Consider the following 24,360-nt stretch of genomic DNA (forward strand, 5'->3'; position numbering starts at 1 on the left):
TGCAGACAACCCGGCTTCCGGGTTTAGTCTTCCAGCAGCTCTTCGGCCTGACCCAGGATGTTGTCCAGGGTGAAACCGAACTCTTCGAACAGAGCCGACGCAGGGGCCGATTCGCCGTAGGTGGTCATGCCGATCACCCGACCTTCCAGACCGACGTACTTGTACCAGAAGTCGGCATGGGCAGCTTCGATGGCAATCCGCGCGCTGACCTGCAGCGGCAACACCGACTGCTTGTAGCCGGCATCCTGGGCGTCGAACACGCTGGTGCACGGCATGGACACCACACGCACCTTGCGGCCCTGCTCGGTCAGCTTGTCGAACGCCTGGACCGCCAGGCCCACTTCCGAACCGGTGGCAATCAGGATCAGCTCAGGCTCGCCTGCGCAGTCTTTCAGCACGTAGCCACCGCGGCTGATGTCGGCGATCTGGCCGGCATCGCGGGTTTGGTGCTGCAGGTTCTGGCGGGAGAAGATCAGCGCCGAAGGACCGTCCTTGCGCTCCAGGGCGTACTTCCAGGACACCGCCGATTCCACGGCATCGGCCGGGCGCCAGGTGTCGAGGTTCGGGGTGCTGCGCAGGCTGGTCAGTTGCTCGATCGGCTGGTGAGTCGGGCCGTCTTCGCCCAGGCCGATGGAGTCGTGGGTGTAGACGTGGATCACCCGCTGCTTCATCAGCGCCGACATGCGCACCGCGTTGCGGGCGTATTCCATGAACATCAGGAAGGTCGCGCCGTAAGGCACCAGGCCGCCGTGCAGGGCGACGCCGTTCATGATGGCGGTCATGCCGAACTCGCGCACGCCGTAGTACATGTAGTTGCCGCTGGCGTCTTCAGCGCTGACGCCCTTGCAGCCTTTCCACAGGGTCAGGTTGGAACCGGCCAGGTCGGCCGAGCCGCCGAGGAACTCGGGCAGCAGCGGACCGAAGGCGTTCAGGGTGTTCTGGCTGGCTTTACGGCTGGCGATGGTTTCGCCCTTGGCCGCCACCTCAGCGATATAGGCGTTGGCCTTCTCGGCGAAGTCCGCTGGCAGATCGCCGGCGAGACGACGCACCAGCTCGTTGGCTTCGGCAGGGAACGCAGCGGAGTAGGCAGCGAAACGCTGATCCCATTCGGCTTCCACAGCGCGACCGGCTTCCTTGGCATCCCACTCGGCGTAGATGTCAGCCGGGATTTCGAACGGGCCATGGTTCCACTTCAGCGCAGCGCGGGTCAGGGCGATTTCCTCGGCACCCAGTGGCGCGCCGTGGCAGTCTTCCTTGCCCTGCTTGTTCGGCGAACCGAAACCGATGGTGGTCTTGCAGCAGATCAGGGTCGGCAGCGGGCTCTTGCGCGCGGTGTCGATGGCGATCTTGATTTCTTCCGGATCGTGGCCGTCGACATTGCGGATCACCTGCCAGTTGTAGGCTTCGAAACGCTTCGGCGTGTCATCGGTGAACCAGCCTTCGACTTCACCATCGATGGAGATGCCGTTGTCATCGTAGAAGGCGATCAGCTTGCCCAGGCCCAGGGTACCGGCCAGGGAGGCCACTTCGTGGGAAATGCCTTCCATCATGCAGCCATCACCCAGGAACACGTAGGTGTGGTGATCGACGATGTTGTGACCCGGACGGTTGAACTGGGCCGCCAGGACTTTTTCCGCCAGGGCGAAGCCCACGGCATTGGCCAGGCCCTGGCCCAACGGACCAGTGGTGGTTTCCACGCCCGGGGTGTAGCCGAATTCCGGGTGGCCCGGAGTGCGGCTGTGCAGTTGGCGGAAGTTCTTCAGGTCATCGATCGACAGGTCGTAGCCGGTCAGGTGCAGCAGCGAGTAGATCAGCATCGAACCATGACCGTTGGACAGCACGAAGCGGTCACGGTCGGCGAAGGATGGATTGCTCGGGTTGTGCTTGAGGTAGTCACGCCAAAGTACTTCGGCGATATCCGCCATACCCATGGGGGCACCTGGATGGCCGCTGTTGGCTTTTTGCACGGCATCCATGCTGAGGGCACGAATGGCGTTGGCACGCTCACGACGGCTGGGCATCGCTGATCTCCTGAGGATTGAATAAAACGAAACGGAAAAAAGGCCTGCATTTTCCCTCAGGCGTCTGGCGGGGGCAATGACAGATAGTCACTCAGGCATGTTTTTCCCACGGATAAGCCGGCAATCCACAGGGGAAACCCACTTGTCGCCGGCCGACAGGGCCGGCCAAGGCTCTGGCAGAGGCCTCCCACCAGGCAATATCAAAACTTTTTGATATTGATCTTGCAGGCCTTTGCAGGCACCTCTAGACTGCGCCCCTATGAACCTGAGCGCCCCCTCCATTGAGCATGACGATTGCGACGAGCTGGCCGCCCTGTGCAAGGCCGGCGGCGATCCTTTGCGACTCAATGTATTGCGCGCCCTGAGCAACGACTCGTTCGGCGTGCTGGAACTGGCGCAGATCTTTGCCATCGGCCAGTCGGGCATCAGCCACCATTTGAAGGTCCTGGCCCAGGCCAGCCTGGTGGCGACCCGCCGTGAAGGCAACGCGATTTTCTACCGCCGAGCCCTGCCCCACACCGAACTCCTGGGCGGCAAGCTGCACGCCGCCCTGTTGGACGAAGTCGACCAGATGCGGCTGCCGGCGGATGTCCAGAATCGGATTGGCCTGGTGCACCGGCAACGGGCCGCGGCCAGCCAGGACTTTTTTTCCCGGGTGGCGGATAAATTCCGCGCCCAGCAGGACCTGATCGCAGGACTGCCCCAGTACCGCGACAGCGTGCTCGCGCTACTGGACAAGCTGAGCTTCAAGGCAATGGCCACGGCCATTGAAGTGGGCCCCGGCGACGGTGGTTTTCTCCCCGACCTGGCCCGACGTTTTGCCCGGGTCACCGCGCTGGACAACAGCCCAGCGATGCTTGAACTGGCCCGTCAGCTGTGTGAACGCGAAACACTGGCTAACGTCAACTTGCAACTGGCCGATGCACTGGATGGCGTACAACTGACGGCCGACTGCGTGGTGCTGAACATGGTCCTGCACCACTTCGCCGCACCGGCCGAGGCCCTCAAGCAGATGGCCCAATTGCTGCAACCAGGCGGCAGCCTGTTGGTAACAGACTTGTGCAGCCACAACCAGAGCTGGGCCAAAGAGGCTTGCGGCGATCTCTGGCTAGGGTTCGAACAAGATGATTTGGCCCGCTGGGCCACCGCTGCGGGACTGACTCCCGGGGAAAGCCTCTATGTGGGCTTACGTAATGGTTTCCAGATCCAGGTCCGCCATTTTCAGCGACCGGCTGGCGACACTCACCATCGGTAAATTTTAGGAAACCGTCGAGATGAGCGAATACTCCCTTTTCACCTCCGAGTCCGTGTCTGAAGGGCATCCGGATAAAATCGCTGACCAGATTTCCGATGCAGTGCTGGACGCCATCATTGCCCAGGACAAGCACGCTCGCGTAGCCGTGGAAACCCTGGTCAAGACCGGTGTCGCCATCGTCGCCGGGGAAGTCACCACCAGCGCCTGGGTCGACCTGGAGCAGATCGTTCGCGACGTGATCTGCGATATCGGCTACACCAGCTCCGACGTTGGCTTCGACGGCGCCACCTGCGGCGTGATGAACATCATTGGCAAGCAGTCCCCCGACATCAACCAGGGCGTCGACCGTGCCAAGCCCGAAGATCAGGGCGCCGGCGACCAGGGCCTGATGTTCGGCTACGCCAGCAACGAAACCGCCGCGCTGATGCCAGCGCCGATCGCCTTCTCCCACCAACTGGTCCATCGCCAGGCTGAAGCGCGCAAATCGGGCCTGCTGCCATGGCTGCGCCCGGACGCCAAGTCCCAGGTCACCTGCCGCTATGAAAACGGCATCGTGGTCGGCATCGACGCGGTGGTGCTGTCGACCCAGCACAACCCTGAAGTGTCGTACAACGACCTGCGCGAAGGCGTGATGGAACTGATCGTCAAGCACGTGCTGCCGGCTGAACTGCTGCACAAGGACACCCAGTTCCACATCAACCCGACCGGCCAGTTCATCATCGGCGGCCCGGTGGGCGACTGCGGCCTGACCGGGCGCAAGATCATCGTCGACAGCTACGGCGGCATGGCCCGTCACGGCGGCGGCGCATTCTCCGGCAAGGATCCATCCAAGGTCGACCGTTCCGCGGCCTATGCCGGTCGCTACGTGGCCAAGAACATCGTCGCCGCCGGCCTGGCCGAGCGCTGCGAGATCCAGGTGTCCTACGCCATCGGCGTGGCTCAACCGACCTCGATCTCCCTGAACACCTTCGGCACCGGCAAGATCAGCGACGACAAGATCATCAAGCTGGTCCGCGAGTACTTCGACCTGCGTCCTTACGCGATCACCACCATGCTCGACCTGCTGCACCCGATGTACCAGGAAACCGCGTCCTACGGTCACTTCGGCCGTACTCCGCAGACCAAGACCGTGGGTGACGACCCTTTCCCCCCCTTCACTTGGGACCGCCCCGCCCGCGCCGACGCCCTGCGCGCTGCTGCCGGCCTCTAAGCCACCCCCGGTAACAGACAAAGCCCCGCCGGCATCACCGGCGGGGCTTTTTTGTCGCCAGAGGTTTCTCTCTACAGCGCAGTTGTGCAGGTATCCGCTGGCGAGCCAGCCCCCCCAGGCCGCCATGAAACACCCCGCAACCACCCCGCCGAAAAACCGCCCCACGCCCACCTACCCTTCAAGGCATGCCCATTCAGAGCAAGGACGCTCCCCATGCTGCCAAGACTCTTTCTACTGCTCCTGACCCTCACCGGCCTGCCCGCCCTGGCCCAATGCCCCGACTGGCCCAGTGCCCAGGCCGAACGGGAACTCACCGCACTGCGACAACAGCTAGAGGCCTGGGACACCCGCTATCACCAACACGGCCAATCGCCCGTGGCCGATGAGCTCTATGATCAGTCACGGCAGCGCCTGACCAGCCTGCAGCGATGCTTCCCCCTGCTTCCCGTCGCCGCAGCCCCTTCCCTGCTCGGCGCCCGGGGCCCCGTGCCCCACCCCATCGCCCACACTGGAGTGGAAAAGCTCCCCGACGACAACGCGGTACAGCTCTGGCTGAAAGGCCGTGAAGGCATCTGGGCTCAGCCCAAGGTCGATGGCGTGGCGGTGACCCTGATCTACCGCAAGGGCCGTTTCCACCAGGCACTGAGCCGGGGCGATGGCTTGCACGGCCAGGACTGGAGCGCCCGTGCCCGGCAGATCGCGGCCATCCCCAAACAACTGCCCCAGCCCGTGGACCTGCTCTTGCAGGGAGAGCTCTATCAACGCCTGGAGCAACATATCCAGACCCGCTCCGGCAGCCTCAACGCCCGCAGCCGGGTCGCCGGATGGCTGGCACGCAAACACCTGTCGGCGGCAGAGGCAGCACAAATCGGCCTGTTCGTCTGGGACTGGCCCCAAGGCCCCGCCACCCTGAGTGAACGCCTGGAGCAACTGGCGCTGCTGGGCTTCACCGAAGGTGCCCAATACAGCCACCCGGTCAGCGGGTTCAGCGAGGCCCGGCACTGGCGGGAACACTGGTACCGTTCGCCCCTGCCCTTCGCCAGTGACGGCATCATCCTGCGCCAGAGCCTGCGCCCTGCCGCCGAACGCTGGCAGGCCAGGGCCCCACATTGGATCGCGGCCTGGAAATACCCCTATGCCCAGGCCCTGGCCAATGTGCGCCAGGTGCGCTTCCGGATCGGCCGTACCGGGCGCATCAGTCCCTTGCTCGACATCGACCCGGTACTCCTCGATGACCGACAGATCCGTCACGTCAGCGTCGGCTCGCTGCAACGCTGGCAAGCCCTGGATATCCTGCCCGGCGACCAGGTGGCCATCAGCCTCGCCGGACTGACCCTGCCCCGCCTGGATGGCGTGGTCCTCAGGAGCCAGCAACGCCAAGCGATCCAGGCGCCAGCGCCGGAAGACTTTCATGCCCTGAGCTGCTGGCGACCAACACCCGGATGCGAGGGCCAGTTTGTCGCCCGCCTGACCTGGCTCAGCGGCAAACAGGGGCTGCACCTGGACAATGTCGGCGAACAAACCTGGGCCAGGCTGGTTGCAACAGGCCGTATCAAAGGCCTTTTGGATTGGCTGACCCTGGATCAGGCAGAGCTTGCTACCATTGCCGGCTTCGGCGCACGCAGCAGCCTGCGACTGATCGAGAGTCTGCAACAGGCAAGGCAGCGCCCCTTCGCACGCTGGCTCAAGGCCCTGGGCCTGCCACCCAGCGGCTCGGCCGAACTGAACGGTCCGTGGCAGGTTCTGGCTTCACGCAACAGCCTGGAATGGCAGGACGAAGCCGGTGTCGGCCCCGATCGGGCCGCGCAACTGGTGGCGTTTTTTCGCGACCCCCAGGTGCTGGCCTTGCAGGCAACCCTGAATCAGGCCGGAGTCAACGGCTTTTAGGCCGCTATCCGGGGGCGCAAATTGAACCACCCCGGCAGGAATGCGCTCCAACAGCCCATTCCCGGTATGACAGTCAGTATTTTTTCATTGGTTATTTTTTGATCTTTTTTCACCTGGAGCCTTCCATGAAACTGTTTCCCTCCCTCGCTGCCCTGACCCTGTGCAGCCTGATGAGCGCGCCCCTGCTGGCCGCCGAACAAGCCCAGCCACTGACCGGCTGCGCCGCCAAGCGCCAGGCCATCATGACCCAGATCGAACAGGCCAAGGCCCACGGCAACAGCGATCAGCAGGCCGGCCTGGAGCGTGCCCTGAGCGAAGTCACCGCCCATTGCACCGATGCTTCGCTGAAGAAGGATCGGGAAAACAAGGTGCTGGAAGCCAAGCATGAAGTCAGCCGGCGTCAGGCCGACCTGGAAAAGGCCATGAAGAAAGGCGACTCGGAGAAGATCAACAAGCGCAAGGACAAGCTCGCCGAGTCGCGCAAGGAACTGCAGCAAGCCCTGGACGAACTGGACAAGTAACCGTCGCCCTCCCTGGCAACGCTGTCACTCAATGATTGCGAAACTCTTTGTGGCAGGCACTGCAGACATCCTCGACTTTCTGCACGGCCGGCCCCAGATTGCTGGCCTTGTAGGGCTGGACCTGACTGATGGTCACCAACTCGGCGGTGGCCGCTTCGAGGCTGCGCGCCAGCTCCTGGAAACGCGTCTGCTTGCGCCAGACATCATCGGTGGCGCTGCTGTGGTCCTCTTCCCGGACCTCGGGAAAATGCTTCCAGGGCTCATGGGACAAGGCATCCAGCTTCACCGCGCCTTCGGCAAAACGTGCGCCGTCGAAAGGAATCCGCCCACGCAGCATGCCCCCCAGGTCCTCGCCGGTCTTGAGCATCTGTTTGAAGATCGCCTTGCGCTGGCCCAGGGGCGAGTTGGGGTCGACACCGCCACAGGCGGAAAGCGTCAGGCAGGCCAGCAATACAACGGAAAGTCTTTTTAGCGTCATGGTGGCTTCAGGTCAGGTCACGGAAACGGCGGCCAGTATCCTCGCCTCCCCGGCAAACACCAATAGCCCTATTAACAATAGGGGTTGTCCATCGTCATGCCGCTGATGGATACCTCCCAAGGACACACAGCATGAACCCGAGCTTCCTCCGCTGGCGTCGCCACCTGCTCTGGGCCCTGCCGGCCCTGGCGCTGCTCGCCGGCTGCAACGGCGGCGACACCAGCAAGGTCCCGCAGACCCACGCCCTGGCCACTTACAACAGTGCCCCCTGGGAGTCCCTGCCCAGCGTCGCCGACAACGACCTGCTGGCCGGTTTCGGCGCCTGGCGCAGTGCCTGCACCCGCTTGAAGGCCGATCCGATCTGGGGCGCCACCTGCACGGCAGCGGCCGATGTGCCGCAGACCCCGACAGCCATCCGCAGCTTTCTCAAGGAGCACCTGGAGGTCTACGGCCTGCGCTCGGGCAGCGGTAGCAGCACCGGCCTGATCACTGGCTACTACGAACCGGTGTATCCCGGCAGCCTGACCCAGACGCCGAGCGCTAACGTGCCGGTGTACGGGGTGCCGGACGACATGATCATCGTCGCCCTGGACAGCCTCTATCCGGAACTCAAGGGCAAGCGCCTGCGAGGCCGGCTCGAAGGCCGGGTACTCAAGCCCTATGACGATGCGGCGACCATCGAAACCAAGGGAGTCAAGGCTCCGGTGCTGGCCTGGCTGACCGATCCGATGGACCTGCAGTTTCTGCAGATCCAGGGTTCGGGAAGGATCCAGCTGGACGACGGACGCCAACTGCGGATCGGTTATGCCGACCAGAACGGCCATCCGTACCGACCCATCGGCCGTTGGCTGGTGGAGCAGGGCGAATTGAACAAAGAAGACGTGACCATGGGCACCATCGCCGCCTGGGCCAAGGCTCATCCGACGCGGATTCCCGAACTGCTGGGCAGCAACCCCAGCTACGTCTTCTTCAACCGCAACCCGGACAGCAACGAAGGCCCCCGTGGCTCATTGAACGTGCCGCTGACTTCCGGCTACAGCGTCGCGGTGGACCGCAAGGTGATTCCCCTGGGCAGCTTGCTGTGGTTATCCACCACCCGCCCGGATGGCAGCAGCCTGATACGCCCCGTGGCCGCGCAAGACACGGGCGGCGCGATTACCGGCGAAGTCCGTGCTGACCTGTTCTGGGGCACTGGCGAGGCGGCCGGGCAACTGGCCGGCGACATGAAGCAACAGGGGCAGATCTGGATGCTCTGGCCCAAGGGCGCGGCACTGCCCAAAGTGCCGGAAGTGCCCGACACCCCGTGACCCATTGTAGGAGCCGGCTTGCCGGCGAAAGCGTCTTGACAGTCGCCATCGCCGGCAGCCGGCTCCAGCAAGAGGGTGTCTCAGACTGAAACGAAGAAGAAGCTGGCGATCAGGCCCATGCCCACGAACCACACCAGGGAGCGCAGGATCGCCCAGTCCGCTAGGTAGCAGATCATGTACAGCAGGCGGCTGGTGATAAACAGCACCGCCAGCACGTTGATCGTCACCAGCTCAGCGTTGCCCGCCACGTGGGCGATGATCACCGCCGCCGCAAATGCCGGGGTCACCTCGAAACCGTTGAGCTGCGCGTTGTGGGCCCGCTTGGGCAGCCCCTCCAGGGTGTTGAGGAACGCCCGCGGATCATGGTTGTAACGAAGCCCGTATTTGCCGGCGCCCTTGGCAATGGCGGTACACAGATACGGCAGGACAATTGCGATCAACACACACCAGAAAGCGACAGTCATGGAGCACATCCTTTTTTTTAAGTTTTCAGGGGGGTCTTCAGAACTTCATCACCAACATGCCGATCAGCACCATCCCACAGGCTAAGAGCCGTGGCCGGCCGAAAGGTTCTTTCAGGTAGCGCATGCCGAACAGCACCACCAAAATCACACTGATCTCGCGCAACGCCGCCGCTTCGGCAATCGACCCCAGCTGCATGGCCCACAGCACCAGGGCATAGCTCAACAGCACACAGAATCCGACGCTGAGCCCCAGGCGCCATTGTTCGCGCCAGAACAGGACGAAGGCCGGGCGCTTGCAGACCATGGCCAGCAGAGGAAAGGGCCAGGCACTGAGCAAGGTGACCCAGGTCAGGTAGTCCAGCGGATGGGACCAGCGACGCAAGGCCTGGCCGTCGATGAAGGTGTAGCAACCGATGCACAGGCCGATCAACGCCACCACCGGCAACATGCTCCAGGGCAGGCGCGCCCCGCCGCCGCCCTGCCAGAGCAGGCAGAGCATGCCTAAGGGAATCAGCAGGATGCCGAGGATCTGCCGGATAGTGAGCTCCTCACCGGCAAAGATCAGGGTCAAGGCCAGCACCACCAGGGGCGACAGACCGCGCATCAGTGGATAGACCAGCCCCAGGTCGCCCACCCGATACGCCTGGATCAACAGATAGCGATACAAGAGCTCGAAGGCCGCCGAGGCGATGATCCAGGGCCAGAGTTCCAACGGCGGCCACTGCAGGAAAAACAGCATGCTCGCCACGAACAACAGAGCCACGCTGTCCATGCAGGCCACCACCAACAGGCGCTCGCCACTGAACTTGATCAGGGTGTTCCATGCCGCATGCAGCAGCGCCGCCACTAGAACCAGACTTGTCGCCAGCACCGCACACTCCCTGTTGGCCCGAAAGAGAATCGATTCATCCTGCGTCCCCGGCTGCCTATACTTGCGCCGGCCGCCGAGGGCGAATCCTCGCATGATGCTGGCCTGCCTGCACGGGCCGCCGGCATTTCTGGCAGCGATAGCAGGCACTTCGTCAGCATGGCCCTGCTGCCCAACGCCACCCGCAGCCGGGTGCCGAAACCCGCTTTTTAGGCAAGTGCCTGCAACATCGTGCCACTACTGCGGTCAATGGGGCGGGTAAACCCCGGCACGACCCACCTCAGGCCCCTGGCCAGACGCTGCACACTTGCCGCTTGAAGCTCGTCACTTGAAGCTTTTTTCCCTGCGATCATCCAAAGGAGTCCGGATGCTTGAACTTGTCGCCGCCTTTATCTGCCTGACCACCCTGCTCACTTATGTGAATTTCCGTTTTATCGGCCTGCCGCCGACCATCGGCGTGATGGTCACCGCCCTGCTGTTCTCGCTGTTGCTGCAGGGCTTGAGTTACCTGGGCTTCCCAGGCCTTGAGGAACACGTCGAGGAACTGATCGGCAAGATCGACTTCGGCGATCTGCTGATGAACTGGATGCTCTCGTTCCTGCTGTTCGCCGGCGCCCTGCACGTCAACCTCAACGACCTGCGCAGCTATCGCTGGCCCATCGGCCTGTTGGCCACGGTGGGCGTGCTGATCGCGACCTTCGTCATCGGCAGCCTGGCCTACTGGATCTTCGGCCTGTTCGGCTGGCACGTGAGTTTCCTCTACTGCCTGCTGTTCGGTGCGCTGATCTCCCCCACCGACCCCATTGCGGTGCTGGGCGTACTGCGCACCGCCAACGCGTCAAAACCACTGAAGACCACCATCGTCGGCGAGTCGCTGTTCAACGACGGCACCGCGGTGGTGGTGTTCACCGTGTTGCTGGGCATCGCCCAACTGGGTGAAACCCCGACGGTGGCCGCCACTGCCTGGCTGTTCGTGCATGAAGCCATTGGCGGCGTGCTGTTCGGCGGGCTGATCGGCTATCTGGTGTACCTGATGATCAAGAGCATCGAGCAACACCAGATCGAGGTGATGCTGACGCTGGCCCTGGTGATCGGCGGCTCGGCGATGGCCAGCGAGATCCACGTCTCGGCGCCGATTGCCATGGTGGTGGCGGGCCTGATCATCGGCAACCTGGGGCGCAACCTGGCGATGAACGACATGACCCGGCGCTACCTGGACGGCTTCTGGGAACTGCTGGACGACATGCTCAACGCCTTGCTGTTCGCCCTGATCGGCCTGGAACTGTTGCTGCTGCCGTTCAACTGGCTGCACCTGGCGGCCGCAAGCCTGCTGGCGGTAGCCATCGTGCTTTCGCGCCTGCTCACCGTGGCCCCGGCGATCCTGCTGCTGCGACGCTGGCGCAGCGTGCCCCGGGGCACCATCCGCGTGCTGACCTGGGGCGGCCTGCGGGGCGGCGTCTCGGTGGCCCTGGCGCTGGCTTTGCCCCTGGGGCCGGAGCGTGACCTGGTACTGAGCATCACTTACATCGTGGTGCTGTCGTCGATCCTGTTGCAGGGCCTGAGCATCGGCAGGCTGGTACGCCATGTCACCCAGGATGCCCCGGTGGCCAAGGCGCAAGCCCATTGATCATCGCTTGATCAACCATGGATCGGGCGCCGCCGCCCCGGGACCGCGCTTTTCTGCGCCAGGCCTCAGGCGTCGGCGGCGTCATCCTTGAACTGGTCTTTGACGTATTTGATTTCGGTACGCCCATGGGGCGCCGGCAGGCCATCTTCACCAAGGTTGACGAAGACCATCTTCTCCACCGTGAGGATGGATTTGCGGGTGATCTTGTTGCGCACTTCGCACGTCAGGGTGATGGAGGTGCGACCGAACTCGGTGGCGGTGATGCCCAACTCGATGATGTCACCCTGGCGTGAGGCGCTGACGAAGTTGATTTCCGAGATGTACTTGGTGACGACCCGCTGGTTGCCCAGCTGGACAATGGCGTAGATCGCCGCCTCTTCGTCGATCCAGCGCAACAGACTGCCGCCGAACAGCGTGCCGTTGGGGTTGAGGTCTTCAGGCTTGACCCACTTGCGGGTGTGGAAATTCATGGGGGACTCCAGGGTGCTTGAACGAGTGCAATTGACGCTCCCAGCTTCAAGTTTCAAGCCACAAGCTGCAAGTAAAAACCGAGCTGCTCTTACTTGCTGCTTGTGGCTTGCACCTTGCCGCTTAAAGAAAGCTATAATCGCCACCGTTTCAAAACGGTCATCTGCACTTGATACCGTTTTCCCGCCACCCGTCCGAGGGGCGCTGCAGCAGGCATGACCTGTCAGGCTCGGATGGGGCGTTGTCGGTACGGGCTTCCCTGTATCGACCCTAAACGCACAACGGCGCCCATTCGCACACTACGAATGGAGGCTCTTGATGAGCGCTGTAAACACGCCTGCAGATTTTACCGACTATAAAGTCGCCGATATTTCCCTGGCCGCCTGGGGCCGTCGCGAAACCATCATCGCCGAGTCGGAAATGCCGGCCCTGATGGGTCTGCGCCGCAAATACCTGGCCGAACAGCCGCTCAAGGGCGCGAAGATCCTCGGCTGCATCCACATGACCATCCAGACCGCCGTGCTGATCGAAACCCTGGTTGCCCTGGGTGCCGAAGTTCGCTGGTCGTCCTGCAACATCTTCTCGACCCAGGACCAGGCCGCTGCCTCCATCGCCGCCGCCGGCATTCCGGTGTTCGCCTGGAAAGGTGAAACCGAACAAGAGTACGAGTGGTGCCTGGAGCAGACCATCCTCAAGGATGGCCAGCCTTGGGATGCCAACATGATCCTCGACGACGGCGGCGACCTGACCCAGCTGCTGCACGACAAATACCCACAGGTGCTGGAACGCGTTCACGGCGTGACCGAAGAAACCACCACCGGCGTGCACCGTCTGCTGGACATGCTGGCCAAGGGCGAGCTGAAGATTCCTGCGATCAACGTCAACGACTCGGTGACCAAGAGCAAGAACGACAACAAGTACGGCTGCCGTCACAGCCTGAACGACGCCATCAAGCGCGGCACCGACCACCTGCTGTCCGGCAAGCAAGCGCTGGTCATCGGCTACGGTGACGTGGGCAAGGGCTCGGCCCAGTCCCTGCGTCAGGAAGGCATGATCGTCAAGGTGTCCGAAGTCGACCCGATCTGCGCCATGCAAGCCTGCATGGACGGTTTCGAACTGGTTTCGCCGTTCATCGACGGCATCAACAACGGCACCGAAGCCTGCATCGACAAGACCCTGCTGGGCAAGATCGACCTGATCGTGACCACCACCGGTAACGTCAATGTCTGCGATGCCAACATGCTCAAGGCCCTGAAGAAGCGCGCCGTGGTCTGCAACATCGGCCACTTCGACAACGAAATCGACACCGCCTTCATGCGCAAGAACTGGGCATGGGAAGAAGTGAAGCCACAGGTGCACAAGATCCACCGCACCGGCCACGGCGACTTCGACCCACAGAACGACGACTACCTGATCCTGCTGGCCGAAGGCCGCCTGGTGAACCTGGGCAACGCCACCGGTCACCCAAGCCGTATCATGGACGGCTCGTTCGCCAACCAGGTACTGGCGCAGATCTTCCTGTTCGGCCAGAAATACGCCGACCTGTCGCCGGCCCAGAAAGCCGAGCGCCTGACCGTTGAAGTCCTGCCGAAGAAACTCGACGAAGAAGTGGCCCTGGAAATGGTTCGCGGCTTCGGCGGCGTGGTCACTCAACTGACCAAGCAACAGGCTGACTACATCGGCGTGACCGTCGAAGGCCCATTCAAGCCGGACGCCTACCGTTACTAAGATCAGCTGCAAGCCTTGAGCCGCAAGCGGCAAGCAGGGGCCAAAAGCCCAGCTTGCCGCAACCGGCCCTATGCTTGTCCTAACAGCTACAACAGCTGAAGGCAGCCAGCATCAGGCACAAGAGCCGAGCGCATCCCCGCTGTTCTTGCCGCTTGTCGCTCGCAACTTGCAGCTGGAGACCCCTTCCATGTCCCAAGAACGTCGTTACAGCTTCGAGTTCTTCCCCACCAAGACCGATGCTGGGCATGAAAAATTGCTCGCCACTGCCCGTCAACTGGCCGGCTACAACCCCGACTTCTTCTCCTGCACCTACGGTGCCGGCGGCTCGACCCGTGATCGCACGGTCAACACCGTGCTGCAACTGGAGAGCGAAGTAAAAATTCCCGCGGCGCCCCACCTGTCCTGCGTCGGTGACAGCAAGGACGACCTGCGTGGCCTGCTCCAGCAGTACCAGGCAGCCGGCATCAAGCGCATTGTCGCCCTGCGCGGCGACCTGCCTTCGGGCATGGGCATGGCCAGTGGTGAGCTGCGCCACGCCAATGACCTGGTGAGTTTCATTCGCGAAGAGACTGGCAGCCACTTCCATATCGAAGTCGCCGCTTACCCGGAAATGCACCCACAGGCGCGCAATTTCGAAGACGATCTGCGCAATTTCGTCCGCAAGGCCAATGCCGGCGCCGACAGCGCGATCACCCAATACTTCTTCAACGCCGACAGCTACTTCTACTTCGTCGAGCGTGTGCAGAAGATGGGCGTGAACATTCCGATCGTGCCGGGCATCATGCCCATCACCAACTACAGCAAGCTGGCGCGCTTCTCCGACGCCTGCGGCGCCGAAATCCCGCGCTGGATCCGCAAGCAGCTGGAAGCCTACGGCGATGACAGCGCCAGCATCCAGGCTTTTGGCGAGCAGGTGATCAGCGAAATGTGTGAACGCCTGTTACAAGGCGGTGCTCCGGGCCTGCATTTCTATACCCTTAACCAGGCCGACCCGAGCCTGGCGATCTGGAACAACCTGAAGCTGCCGCGCTGAAATGGCGTAGCACTTGGCAAGGAGGCCCTGGCGAAATCCAGGGCCTTTTTTTCACCCCAATCACTTTCTCCATGGATGATCGCTGTAGATGTCGACAACGCGCCCTGCCACAAACCCTCAGCTGATTTACCTGGTTTATGGTGCCAACACCTATCACCAGGAGGCGGTGTTCAGCATTGCCAGTGCCCTGGCCGGCCTGCGCGAAACACCGGGAGAAGGGTTGGACATTCAGGTCTTTACCGACAACCCGGCGCCTTACCAGCGTTTGCCGGTTCGAGTGCGTGAGCTCGACGAGGACACCCGCAAGACATGGATCGCACCTCATGGCTACCACTTCCGTGCCAAGCACGTAGTGATGCAGCAGGTGCTGCAGGAGTCTGAACGGGCCCTGCTGATCGACACCGATACCTTTTTCCATTGCTCGCCGCTGGCGCTGTTCCGGCGTATCGAGCCCGGATCCTTGCTTTGCAATGCCTTCGGCCTGCAATACGGCAGCAACAAAGAAGCCGGGCTGTATCAAACCCTGGCTGGCGTGCTGCGCCAGAGAAACCTGGCGGATGATCAGATGCCACTGCTCAACTCCGGCGTCATCGGACTCGACCGCGCCGATGCAGGCATTCTTGAGCAATCGATCGCCTTGATGGACGAGTTCTACCCTCTGGCACAGGGTGCCTACACGCTAGAAGAGTTCTGTCTGTCGGTAGCCGCCTATCGCACCACCCAGGTACGCGAATGCCCCGACCTGATCCATCACTACTGGAGCCGTAAACAGTTGTTTCGCGCCAAGACCAAGGCCTGGCTCGACAAGCATGAGGCCGATCCGACCAGCACCTTTGCCCTGGATGAAACACGCCTGGTGACCGCAACGCTGCCACGACCGCCGGCGGCCCAGCGCATGGCCTATAAACTCGTGACGTTGTTCCTTCCCAAGCAACAGCGCCAGTTCATGCGCGAGATCCTCTACGGGTGCTATCAACACTCCAACCCCTTCGATCAGGCTTGTATGCCCGTCTGGTGGGAAAAAGCCCGCGAGAACGTTGAACGTCGCCTCGATAGCCCCCTTGAAAACCATCAGCTCGAAAATTGGTTCAACCATCCGATCGTGCGCCTGGTACTGGGTGAGCGGCGCAAGGCGATCTACTTGCATCTGGTGCAGACAAAACCCGACTAGCCCGTGATCTAGAGCACCTCTAGCTATTTAACCGGCGACCGTCGTAATCTCCAGCAATGTCTGTCATTGCCCGGTTGCTGACCATTCTTCTCTGCACTTGCCTGAGCCTCGCGGCCCATGGCGAGAAGCTGCGCATTGTCACTGAACCCTGGGCGCCCTATGTCTACGAAGAAAACGGCAAGGTCATGGGGCTGGACTACGAAACCACGGCGATTGTCTTTCAGCGCCTGGGGATAGACGTGGAATGGCAATTCCTGCCCTGGAAGCGCTGCCTGGCGATGCTGGAAACCGGCCAGGCCGACGGGGCCCTGGACATCTTTCACAGCGACCAGCGCGACAGCACCCTGCTCTACCCCAGCGAGCCTCTGTCGGACGTCGAGTTCGTGATGTTCTACGCCAAGCAGCGTCCCCATCCGTTCAAGCATCTGGATGAGCTCAAGGGCCTGACCATCGGCACCTCGCCCGGCTACCTGTACAGCGATGACTTCAGTCAATCGACCCTGTTCAAGCGCGAGCCGGCACCGACCCACGAAGCCAACTTCGGCAAGCTGCTGCTGGGGCGGATTGACCTGCTAATCACCGACAAACGGGTCGGCCAGCACCTGCTGGACAGCTTGGGCATCCGCGACCAGGTCAGCCAGAATTCCGCCGTCATCAGCCGCCAGAGCCAATACCTGGCAGTGCGCCGCAATGCCGGGATGGACCTGTTGGTGCAACGCTTCGGCGCCGAACTCAAGCGCTTCAAGCGCGAACCGGCCTACGCGGAGTTGAGCGCCAAGTACGGCGCGGAACCCATTCTGCCCCCTGTCAGGTCTTCATCCACCCGAGAGTCAGAAAAAACCGTTGAGCAGTAGGAAAGCAGCGCATATCGAATGCTCTGTTATACTCCGGCCTCCCGCCAGGCTCACGCCCGGACGCTGGACCCTGTTCAAGGCCTCTCCACCCCGCTACGGCGCAGCCATCCGGCCCGCGCGAGCCACCGGTGGATGAACCTTCAGGCCAGCAGGACCGGACGGGATTGCGTCCTCTTAAACGCCATTCACGCTCGGCAAGATTATCCCTTTGGGCCAAGCCCTCACTAAAACAGGATTACTCATGTCCTTTGCTTCCCTCGGTCTCTCCGAGGCTTTAGTCGGCGCCATCGAAGCCGCCGGCTATACCCAGCCTACTCCGGTGCAACAGCGGGCCATCCCCGCCGTGTTGCAAGGTCGCGATCTGATGGTCGCGGCACAGACAGGTACTGGTAAAACCGGCGGTTTCGCCCTCCCGATCCTGGAGCGGTTGTTTCCCAACGGTCACCCGGACAAATCCCAGCGTCACGGCCCGCGCCAACCCCGCGTACTGGTCCTGACCCCGACCCGCGAACTGGCCGCGCAAGTGCACGACAGCTTCAAGCTGTACGCCCGCGACCTGAAGTTCGTCAGCGCCTGCATCTTCGGCGGCGTCGGCATGAACCCCCAAGTCCAGGCCATGGCCCGTGGCGTGGACGTGCTGGTGGCGTGCCCCGGCCGTCTGCTGGACCTCGCCGGCCAAGGCAGCGTCGACCTGTCACACGTGGAAATCCTCGTGCTCGACGAAGCCGACCGCATGCTCGACATGGGCTTCGTCCATGACGTGAAGAAAGTCCTCGCACGCCTGCCGGCCAAGCGCCAGAACCTGCTGTTCTCCGCGACCTTCTCCAAGGACATCACGGACCTGGCCGGCAAGCTGCTGCACAACCCCGAGCGCATCGAAGTCACCCCGCCGAACACCACGGTGGAGCGCATCGAGCAACGGGTGTTCCGCCTGCCCGCCAGCCACAAGCGTGCCTTGCTGGCGCATTTGATCACTGCCGGTGCCTGGGAACAGGTGCTGGTGTTCACCCGCACCAAGCACGGCGCCAACCGCCTGGCCGAATACCTGGACAAGCACGGCCTGAGCGCCGTGGCGATCCACGGCAACAAGAGCCAGAACGCCCGCACCAAGGCCCTGGCCGACTTCAAGGCCGGCGACGTGCGTATCCTGGTGGCCACCGATATCGCCGCCCGCGGCCTGGATATCGACCAACTGCCCCACGTGGTCAACTTCGAGTTGCCCAACGTCGATGAAGACTACGTGCACCGTATCGGCCGTACCGGTCGTGCCGGTCGCTCGGGCGAGGCCATCTCCCTGGTGGCTCCGGACGAAGAGAAACTGCTGAAAAGCATCGAGCGCATGACCAAGCAGAAGATCGCCGATGGCGACCTGATGGGCTTCGATGCCAGCGCCGTGGAAGCCGAGAAGCCGGAAGTGCGCGAGCGTCCGGACGTACGCAACCCGCGCAATCCTCGCGGCCCGCGTGGCGACGGCCCGAACGGCGGCGGTGGTGGACGCAAGGACAAGGGCAAGGACAAGGGCGGCAAAGACAAACCGGCCCGTGGCGAGCGTCCGGCACGCGAGCAGAAGCCTCGCGAAGGCACCCCGGCTCGCGAACAGCGCCAGCCGACGCCCCGTGCCGATCGGGCACCGGACGAGTTCCTCGACGACGACGTGGACAACTTCGGTAACCGCGCCGACTACGTCAGCCCCTACCAGAACAAGAGCAACCAGGGCCGCGGCCGCCGTCCAGGGGCTCCGGCCCAGGGTGCAGGCGCCGGTGCCGGCAATCCGCCTCGCGGCGGCGGCCAGGGCCGCTCCGGCAACCCGCGCAACAGCAACGGCAGCACCACCGGCACCGCGCCCGCCAAGCGCAACGGCGGTCCACGCAACGGCGCCCCGCGTGACAGCCAGGGCCGTCGCGACGAGTCGCGCAATCGCCGGCCGAACCGTGACGATCAGTCCCGCCAGGAACCGGCCGTGCAGAACCCTCGGAGCAACCAGCCGAAGATCATGCACAAAGAGTCCAAGATCGATCGTTTCCCGACGCCTGAGCAACTGGACCAGTTGCCAAGCCGTCCACGGGGCGAGAAGCCTGCGCTGCTGACCCGCAATCGCTGAGTCCCTGCGCTGAAATGAAAAACGCCCCTGGTCGCAAGACCCGGGGCGTTTTTCGTAGGAGCCGACTTGCCGGCGAACACTGGCTAAAGCTCAGCGCCGCTTTCGCCAGCAAAGCAAAACGCCGACACAAGGTCGGCGTTTCGTGACTAGCGGCGAGATTTACTTCGCTTTCACACCTTCGAAGCTGATGTACAGGTCGACGTTGTTGGACGCCGGGCCCAGGTCCATCATCTTGCCGAAATCCTGGCGATTGATGCTGGTGGTGCCTTCGAAGCCGGCACGGTAGCCGCCCCATGGATCCTTGCCTTCACCCAGGAAAGTGGCCTTGACCACCACCGGCTTGGTCACGCCGTGCAGGGTCAGGTCGCCGGCCACGTCGGCAGTCAGCTTGCCGTCGGCGTTCTTGCCGGTGGGCTTGACGCTGGTGGAGACGAACTTGGCATCAGCAAACTTGCTGGATTCCAGGAAGTCCTTGCTGGTGATGTGCTTGTCACGCTCGGCGTGGTTGGTGAACACGCTGGCGGTGCGCACGTTGACTTCGATCTTGGCGTCTTCCGGCTTGGCCGCGTCGAAGCTGAACTTGCCGTCCAGGTCCTTGAAGGTACCGGTGATGAAGCTGTAGCCCAGGTGGCTGATCTTGAAGTCGACGAAGGCGTGCTGGCCTTCCTTGTCGATCACGTAGTCCGCTGCCATTACTTGACCGGCCGCCAATACAGCAGAACCGATGGCCAGTGCGGCGAGAGTCTTTTTCAACATGCTTTCTATTCCTTTTGAGTCAAGGTTGAACATCAGGCTTTGCGACCCAGCATACGGGTGAGGGTCGCATCACGATCGATAAAGTGGTGCTTCAAGGCGGCCAGGCCATGGATGCCGGCGAAAATCACCAGCACCCAGGCCAGGTACAGATGCACCACACCTGCTACATCTGCCTGGTCCGGCAGTCCGGAAACCAGGGCAGGAACTTCAAACAAGCCAAACACCGGGATACCCACGCCGTCTGCGGTGGAAATCAGGTAGCCGGCAATCATCACCGCGAACAGACCCAAGTACAGGAACCCATGTCCCAACTTGGCCCCCAGGCGGGTCAGACGTCCATGGTTGGCCGGCGCCGGCGGCGGTGGGCTGACAAACCGCCACAACACCCGCAGCAGCATGATCGCCAGCAGCGTCAGGCCAATGCTCTTGTGCAGGTCCGGCGCGTCTTTGCGCCAGGTGCTGTAGTAGTCGAGGCCGACCATCCATAGGCCCAGGGCGAACAGACCGAAGACTGCCAGGGCCACGCCCCAGTGCAGAACAATGCTTACCCAGCCGTAGCGAGAAGAAGAATTACGTAACTGCATCAGTTGCATCCTGTAAGAAACGCTGACCAAGACTAGCGATTTACCTATCGAATTAAAGCGAAAAAATTTGCTTTGAAATATCGAGAAATACGATCAGTACTCTGGGCTCAAGGTATTAAGAAAAGATTAAGGGCATTTTCTGACGCTTTCGAGGCCATCGCCGCCAGTGCCCTGGCAGCGAGCGGCTACGTCTTTACCCCAGGGCTGCGCCGTCCCCGGTCGCCGTCCTACACAATAGGTTGTCCCGCGGCCATGCATTGCATAGGCTTGCCCGATTGTTCGCCCGCCCCCTCAGCGAGCTGCCTCCAGGAGACTGTACATGGGCCTGAATAACCAGTGGATGCAACGCGATCTTGCGGTGTTGTGGCATCCCTGCACCCAGATGAAAGACCACGAACAACTGCCGTTGATCCCGATCAAGCGCGGTGAAGGCGTCTGGCTGGAAGACTTCGAAGGCAAACGTTACCTGGACGCGGTCAGTTCCTGGTGGGTCAATGTCTTCGGCCACGCCAACCCGCGCATCAACCAGCGCATCAAGGATCAGGTAGACCAGCTGGAACACGTGATCCTCGCCGGTTTCAGCCACCAGCCGGTGATCGAGCTGTCCGAGCGCCTGGTGCAGATCACCCCCGAAGGCCTGACCCGCTGCTTCTACGCCGACAACGGTTCGTCGTGCATCGAAGTGGCGATGAAGATGAGCTTTCACTACTGGCTCAACCGCGGCCAACCGGCCAAGAAACGCTTCGTCACCCTGAGCAACAGCTACCACGGCGAAACCATCGCCGCGATGTCGGTGGGCGACGTGCCGCTGTTCACCGAAACCTACAAGGCCCTGCTGCTGGACACCCTCAAGGTGCCGAGCCCGGACTGCTACCTGCGCCCCGAAGGCATGAGCTGGGAAGAACACTCGCGGAACATGTTCGCCGCCATGGAACAGACCCTGGCCGAGCACCACGATAGCGTCGCCGCGGTGATCGTCGAGCCGCTGATCCAGGGCGCCGGCGGCATGCGCATGTACCACCCGGTCTACCTCAAGCTGCTGCGCGAAGCCTGCGACCGCTACGGCGTGCACCTGATCCACGACGAGATCGCCGTCGGCTTCGGCCGCACCGGCACGCTGTTCGCCTGCGAACAGGCCGGTATCCGCCCGGACTTCCTGTGCCTGTCCAAGGCCCTGACCGGCGGTTACCTGCCCCTGGCCGCGTGCATGACCACCGACGAGGTCTACAGCGCCTTCTACGACGACTACCCGACCCTGCGCGCCTTCCTCCATTCCCACAGCTACACCGGTAACCCGCTGGCCTGTGCCGCTGCCCTGGCGACCCTGGACATCTTCGAGCAGGACAACGTCATCGCCAACAACCGCGCCCTGTCCCAGCGCATGGCCAGCGCCACCGCGCACCTGGTGGATCACCCCCACGTCGCCGAAGTGCGCCAGACCGGCATGGTCCTGGCCATCGAGATGGTCCAGGACAAGGCCGGCAAGACCGCCTACCCCTGGCAGGAGCGGCGCGGCCTGAAGGTGTTCCAGCACGCCCTGGAGCGCGGCGCGCTGTTGCGGCCCCTGGGCAGCGTGGTGTACTTCCTGCCGCCCTACGTGATCACCCCGGAGCAGATCGACTTCCTCGCCGAAGTCGCCAGCGAAGGCATCGACATCGCCACCCGCGACAGCGTCAGCGTGGCCGTGCCCAAGGATTTCCACCCGGGCTTTCGCGATCCGGGCTAGAGCGGGTCACTGATCGTGGCGAGGGAGATTGCTCCCGCTGGACCGCGCAGCGGTCCCCAAACCCGGTTGTGCGAATGCCCGGCGGATTCAACGACGGCCCCGCCGCCGACCGGGAGCAAGCGCCCTCGCCACAGAATGCTGTCCACCGATTCACCTTCAACAGAGAACCCAGATGAGATTGTCCCGCTTCTTTATCGACGCCCCCCTGAGCCTCGGCGAACACGAACTACCAGAAGCCCAGGCCCACTACATCGGGCGCGTGCTGCGCATGGCCGAAGGCGATGCACTGCAAGTGTTCGACGGCTCGGGAACGGAGTTTCGCGGCACCCTGGTGGAAGTGGGCAAGAAGCGCGTGCGCGTGCAGTTGGATGAAAGCTTTGCCGGCCAGGAAGAATCTCCCCTGCGGATTCACCTCGGCCAGGGCCTGTCCCGGGGCGAACGCATGGACTGGGCGATTCAGAAGGCCACGGAGCTGGGGGTCAGCGAGATCACCCCGATCTTCAGCGAGCGCTGCGAAGTGCGGCTCAAGGACGAACGCGCCGACAAGCGCCTGCTGCACTGGCGCCAGGTGGCCATCAGCGCCTGCGAGCAATGCGGGCGCTCACAAGTCCCGGTGATTCATCCGCCCGTGCTGCTGGCGGACTGGATCAAACAGACCGAGGCCGACCTGAAACTGGTGCTGCACCCGGTGGCCCAGCCCCTGGAAAGCCATGCCAAACCGCAGACCCTGGCCTTCCTGATTGGCCCGGAAGGCGGCCTGTCCGATGCCGAAGTGCAGCAGGCCCACGGCGCTGGCTTCCTGCCTGCCCGCCTCGGCCCTCGCGTGCTGCGCACCGAAACCGCCCCGGTGGTGGCGCTGGCGGTGGCCCAACAACTGTGGGGCGATTTCTAACCCCTCCCCGTTCAAACACCCACCGTAGGAGCTGGCTTGCCAGCGAAAGCGCCCATCAGTCCCGTACACGTCTCAAGGGCCCCTTCGCCGGCAAGCCGGCTCCTACGACAGTCCGGTATCCATTATTCCACCGGGTCGCTGGTGGGCCGGGCGATGATCGCTTTCAGCTCCGCAGTCATGGGGAACTCCAGGTTCAGGCCCTTGGGCGGAATCGGCTGCTGGAACCAGCGCTGGTAGATGCCGTTGATTTCCCCAGAGCGATACAGATCCGCCAGCGCACCGTTGACCAGCGCCAGGAACTGCGGATCGTCCTTGCGCACCATACAGCTGTAGATCTCCCGCGACTGCTCCTCCCCCACCACCACCCAATTGTGCGGATCGCGGGCCTTGGCCCGTTCGCCGTAGAGCAGCGCGTCATCCATGTAGAACGCCGCCGCGCGCCCGCTCTGCAGCATCTGGAAGGCTTCGCCGTGATCCTTGGCGCTGATCACGAACATGTCGATCTTGTGCTCGACGTTGTAGTTCTTGAGAAAACGCTCGTTGGTGGTGCCCGCGGTGGTCACCACGTTCTTGCCCCGCAAGTCGGCGAAGCGCTTGATCCCGCTGTCCTTGGCGGTCAGTAGCTGGCCCTTGACGTAGATGAAGCCGTAGGAGAACGCCACCTGTTTCTGCCGCTCGGCGGTGACCCCGGTGGAGCCGCATTCCAGGTCCACGGTGCCGTTCTGCACCAGGGGAATGCGCGTCTGCGAGGTCACCAGGTTGTACTTCACCTTCAGCTTGGGCAGCTGCAACTGCTGCTGGATGCGCTCCACCACCTTGCTCGCCAGTTCCACCGAATAGCCCATGGGCTGGCCGCTGTTGTCGCCCACGTAGGAAAAGGGCACCGAAGCGTCGCGATAACCCAAGGTAATGCTGGTGCTGTTGGCGATCTTGGCCAGGGTGCCCTCCAGGGGCGCTTCGTTGGCCTGGGAAACCGCGCTGAACAACAGCCCCAGGGTGCAGCCGAGCAACGTGATCTTATGCATTGTTATTCTCCGTTGTGGGTAAAGGCGGCTCAGCGACGAACCGCGATGACGCTGATTTCGACGAGGATCTGCGGGCGCGCCAGGGCCGCCTGCAGGGTGGTACGCGCCGGCGCCTGGCCGGGAGACAGCCAGGCCGACCAGACTTCATTCATCACCGCGAAATCGGCCTGGATGTCCTTGAGGTAGATCGTCGCGCTCAAGAGATGGTCCTTGTCGCTGCCGGCCTCGGCCAGCAAGGTGTCGATCTTCTCCAGCACCTCGCGGGTCTGGCCGCCGATGTCGCTGCTGGCCCCCGGCACCTGCCCGGAGAGAAACACCAGTCCGGCAAAGGTCACCGCGCCACTCAGGCGCTCGTTGCTGTGGATACGCTGGATACTCATCTGA

General features: G+C 62.8%; 22 protein-coding genes and 1 riboswitch. Of the genes, 13 read left to right on the forward strand and 9 right to left on the reverse strand.

Annotated features, from left to right (window positions below; all coding sequences use genetic code 11):
• Positions 1-23 precede the first annotated feature (23 nt).
• Positions 24-2,021, reverse strand: a complete 1,998-nt coding sequence (gene tkt / locus DNK59_RS17820; protein ID WP_110724086.1) for a transketolase — start codon at positions 2,019-2,021, stop codon at positions 24-26.
• A gap of 259 nt (positions 2,022-2,280) precedes the next feature.
• On the opposite strand from tkt, the gene DNK59_RS17825 reads away from it, so the two are divergent.
• From DNK59_RS17825 to DNK59_RS17840, 4 genes are all read left to right on the forward strand, one after another.
• Positions 2,281-3,276, forward strand: coding sequence for a metalloregulator ArsR/SmtB family transcription factor (locus tag DNK59_RS17825; RefSeq protein WP_110724087.1), 996 nt, complete (start codon positions 2,281-2,283; stop codon positions 3,274-3,276).
• A 19-nt stretch (positions 3,277-3,295) separates the two neighbouring features.
• Positions 3,296-4,486, forward strand: a complete 1,191-nt coding sequence (gene metK / locus DNK59_RS17830) for a methionine adenosyltransferase (RefSeq protein WP_110724088.1) — start codon at positions 3,296-3,298, stop codon at positions 4,484-4,486.
• A 213-nt stretch (positions 4,487-4,699) separates the two neighbouring features.
• On the forward strand, positions 4,700-6,373 hold the full coding sequence (gene ligB, locus DNK59_RS17835) for an NAD-dependent DNA ligase LigB (RefSeq protein ID WP_110724089.1): 1,674 nt from the start codon (positions 4,700-4,702) through the stop codon (positions 6,371-6,373).
• Between the two features lie 125 nt (positions 6,374-6,498).
• The gene (locus tag DNK59_RS17840) at positions 6,499-6,894 is read left to right on the forward strand and encodes a DUF1090 domain-containing protein (protein WP_092308937.1); all 396 of its coding nucleotides are present in this window, start codon (positions 6,499-6,501) and stop codon (positions 6,892-6,894) included.
• Between the two features lie 28 nt (positions 6,895-6,922).
• On the opposite strand, the gene DNK59_RS17845 is transcribed toward DNK59_RS17840, so the two are convergent.
• Positions 6,923-7,372, reverse strand: coding sequence for a cytochrome c (locus DNK59_RS17845; RefSeq protein ID WP_110724090.1), 450 nt, complete (start codon positions 7,370-7,372; stop codon positions 6,923-6,925).
• Positions 7,373-7,503: 131 nt separating this feature from the next.
• Between DNK59_RS17845 and DNK59_RS17850 the strand changes: the two genes are divergently transcribed.
• A complete protein-coding gene (locus DNK59_RS17850) occupies positions 7,504-8,679 on the forward strand; it encodes a murein transglycosylase A (protein WP_110724091.1) in 1,176 nt (391 codons plus the stop codon).
• An 80-nt stretch (positions 8,680-8,759) separates the two neighbouring features.
• Here the strand turns inward: DNK59_RS17850 and DNK59_RS17855 are convergent, their stop codons facing one another.
• Positions 8,760-9,143 (reverse strand): MAPEG family protein, encoded by a 384-nt coding sequence (locus DNK59_RS17855; protein ID WP_060841497.1) that lies wholly within the window; start codon positions 9,141-9,143, stop codon positions 8,760-8,762.
• 37 nt (positions 9,144-9,180) lie between these two features.
• Entirely contained in the window at positions 9,181-10,014 is an 834-nt protein-coding gene (locus DNK59_RS17860) for an EamA family transporter (RefSeq protein WP_110724092.1), read from the reverse strand.
• A 364-nt stretch (positions 10,015-10,378) separates the two neighbouring features.
• Between DNK59_RS17860 and DNK59_RS17865 the strand changes: the two genes are divergently transcribed.
• Complete coding sequence (locus DNK59_RS17865; protein WP_110724093.1) at positions 10,379-11,638, forward strand: sodium:proton antiporter; 1,260 nt, start codon at positions 10,379-10,381, stop codon at positions 11,636-11,638.
• A gap of 65 nt (positions 11,639-11,703) precedes the next feature.
• Here the strand turns inward: DNK59_RS17865 and DNK59_RS17870 are convergent, their stop codons facing one another.
• Complete coding sequence (locus tag DNK59_RS17870) at positions 11,704-12,108, reverse strand: acyl-CoA thioesterase (protein WP_092308921.1); 405 nt, start codon at positions 12,106-12,108, stop codon at positions 11,704-11,706.
• A gap of 188 nt (positions 12,109-12,296) precedes the next feature.
• Positions 12,297-12,403, forward strand: a riboswitch (S-adenosyl-L-homocysteine riboswitch).
• Between the two features lie 21 nt (positions 12,404-12,424).
• On the opposite strand from DNK59_RS17870, the gene ahcY reads away from it, so the two are divergent.
• From ahcY to DNK59_RS17895, 5 genes are all read left to right on the forward strand, one after another.
• The gene (gene ahcY / locus DNK59_RS17875) at positions 12,425-13,834 is read left to right on the forward strand and encodes an adenosylhomocysteinase (protein ID WP_110724094.1); all 1,410 of its coding nucleotides are present in this window, start codon (positions 12,425-12,427) and stop codon (positions 13,832-13,834) included.
• Positions 13,835-14,021: 187 nt separating this feature from the next.
• The gene (gene metF, locus DNK59_RS17880; protein WP_110724095.1) at positions 14,022-14,867 is read left to right on the forward strand and encodes a methylenetetrahydrofolate reductase [NAD(P)H]; all 846 of its coding nucleotides are present in this window, start codon (positions 14,022-14,024) and stop codon (positions 14,865-14,867) included.
• Between the two features lie 88 nt (positions 14,868-14,955).
• The gene (locus tag DNK59_RS17885) at positions 14,956-16,038 is read left to right on the forward strand and encodes a hypothetical protein (RefSeq protein ID WP_110724096.1); all 1,083 of its coding nucleotides are present in this window, start codon (positions 14,956-14,958) and stop codon (positions 16,036-16,038) included.
• Positions 16,039-16,094: 56 nt separating this feature from the next.
• Positions 16,095-16,892: an ABC transporter substrate-binding protein gene (locus tag DNK59_RS17890; RefSeq protein WP_110724097.1), complete on the forward strand. Its 798-nt coding sequence runs from the start codon at positions 16,095-16,097 to the stop codon at positions 16,890-16,892.
• A gap of 241 nt (positions 16,893-17,133) precedes the next feature.
• Complete coding sequence (locus DNK59_RS17895; RefSeq protein WP_092308909.1) at positions 17,134-18,993, forward strand: DEAD/DEAH box helicase; 1,860 nt, start codon at positions 17,134-17,136, stop codon at positions 18,991-18,993.
• Positions 18,994-19,152: 159 nt separating this feature from the next.
• Here DNK59_RS17895 and DNK59_RS17900 read toward each other — a convergent pair whose 3' ends face one another.
• Both DNK59_RS17900 and DNK59_RS17905 read right to left on the reverse strand, forming a co-directional pair.
• The gene (locus tag DNK59_RS17900) at positions 19,153-19,749 is read right to left on the reverse strand and encodes a YceI family protein (protein ID WP_060841506.1); all 597 of its coding nucleotides are present in this window, start codon (positions 19,747-19,749) and stop codon (positions 19,153-19,155) included.
• Between the two features lie 32 nt (positions 19,750-19,781).
• Positions 19,782-20,333 carry a cytochrome b gene (locus DNK59_RS17905; RefSeq protein WP_092308906.1) on the reverse strand — a complete coding sequence of 184 codons (552 nt, stop codon included), beginning with the start codon at positions 20,331-20,333 and terminating at the stop codon, positions 19,782-19,784.
• Between the two features lie 319 nt (positions 20,334-20,652).
• On the opposite strand from DNK59_RS17905, the gene DNK59_RS17910 reads away from it, so the two are divergent.
• Together DNK59_RS17910 and DNK59_RS17915 are read left to right on the forward strand one after the other, a co-directional pair.
• The gene (locus DNK59_RS17910) at positions 20,653-22,059 is read left to right on the forward strand and encodes an adenosylmethionine--8-amino-7-oxononanoate transaminase (protein WP_092308903.1); all 1,407 of its coding nucleotides are present in this window, start codon (positions 20,653-20,655) and stop codon (positions 22,057-22,059) included.
• Between the two features lie 172 nt (positions 22,060-22,231).
• The gene (locus DNK59_RS17915) at positions 22,232-22,951 is read left to right on the forward strand and encodes a 16S rRNA (uracil(1498)-N(3))-methyltransferase (RefSeq protein WP_092308900.1); all 720 of its coding nucleotides are present in this window, start codon (positions 22,232-22,234) and stop codon (positions 22,949-22,951) included.
• Positions 22,952-23,073: 122 nt separating this feature from the next.
• Here DNK59_RS17915 and DNK59_RS17925 read toward each other — a convergent pair whose 3' ends face one another.
• Together DNK59_RS17925 and DNK59_RS17930 are read right to left on the reverse strand one after the other, a co-directional pair.
• A complete protein-coding gene (locus DNK59_RS17925; protein ID WP_110724098.1) occupies positions 23,074-23,976 on the reverse strand; it encodes a transporter substrate-binding domain-containing protein in 903 nt (300 codons plus the stop codon).
• Positions 23,977-24,005: 29 nt separating this feature from the next.
• Positions 24,006-24,356, reverse strand: coding sequence for a RidA family protein (locus DNK59_RS17930; RefSeq protein ID WP_110724099.1), 351 nt, complete (start codon positions 24,354-24,356; stop codon positions 24,006-24,008).
• Positions 24,357-24,360: the final 4 nt, after the last annotated feature.

The sequence above is a fragment of the Pseudomonas sp. TKO26 genome, assembly GCF_003225665.1.
Lineage (GTDB): Bacteria > Pseudomonadota > Gammaproteobacteria > Pseudomonadales > Pseudomonadaceae > Aquipseudomonas > Aquipseudomonas saponiphila.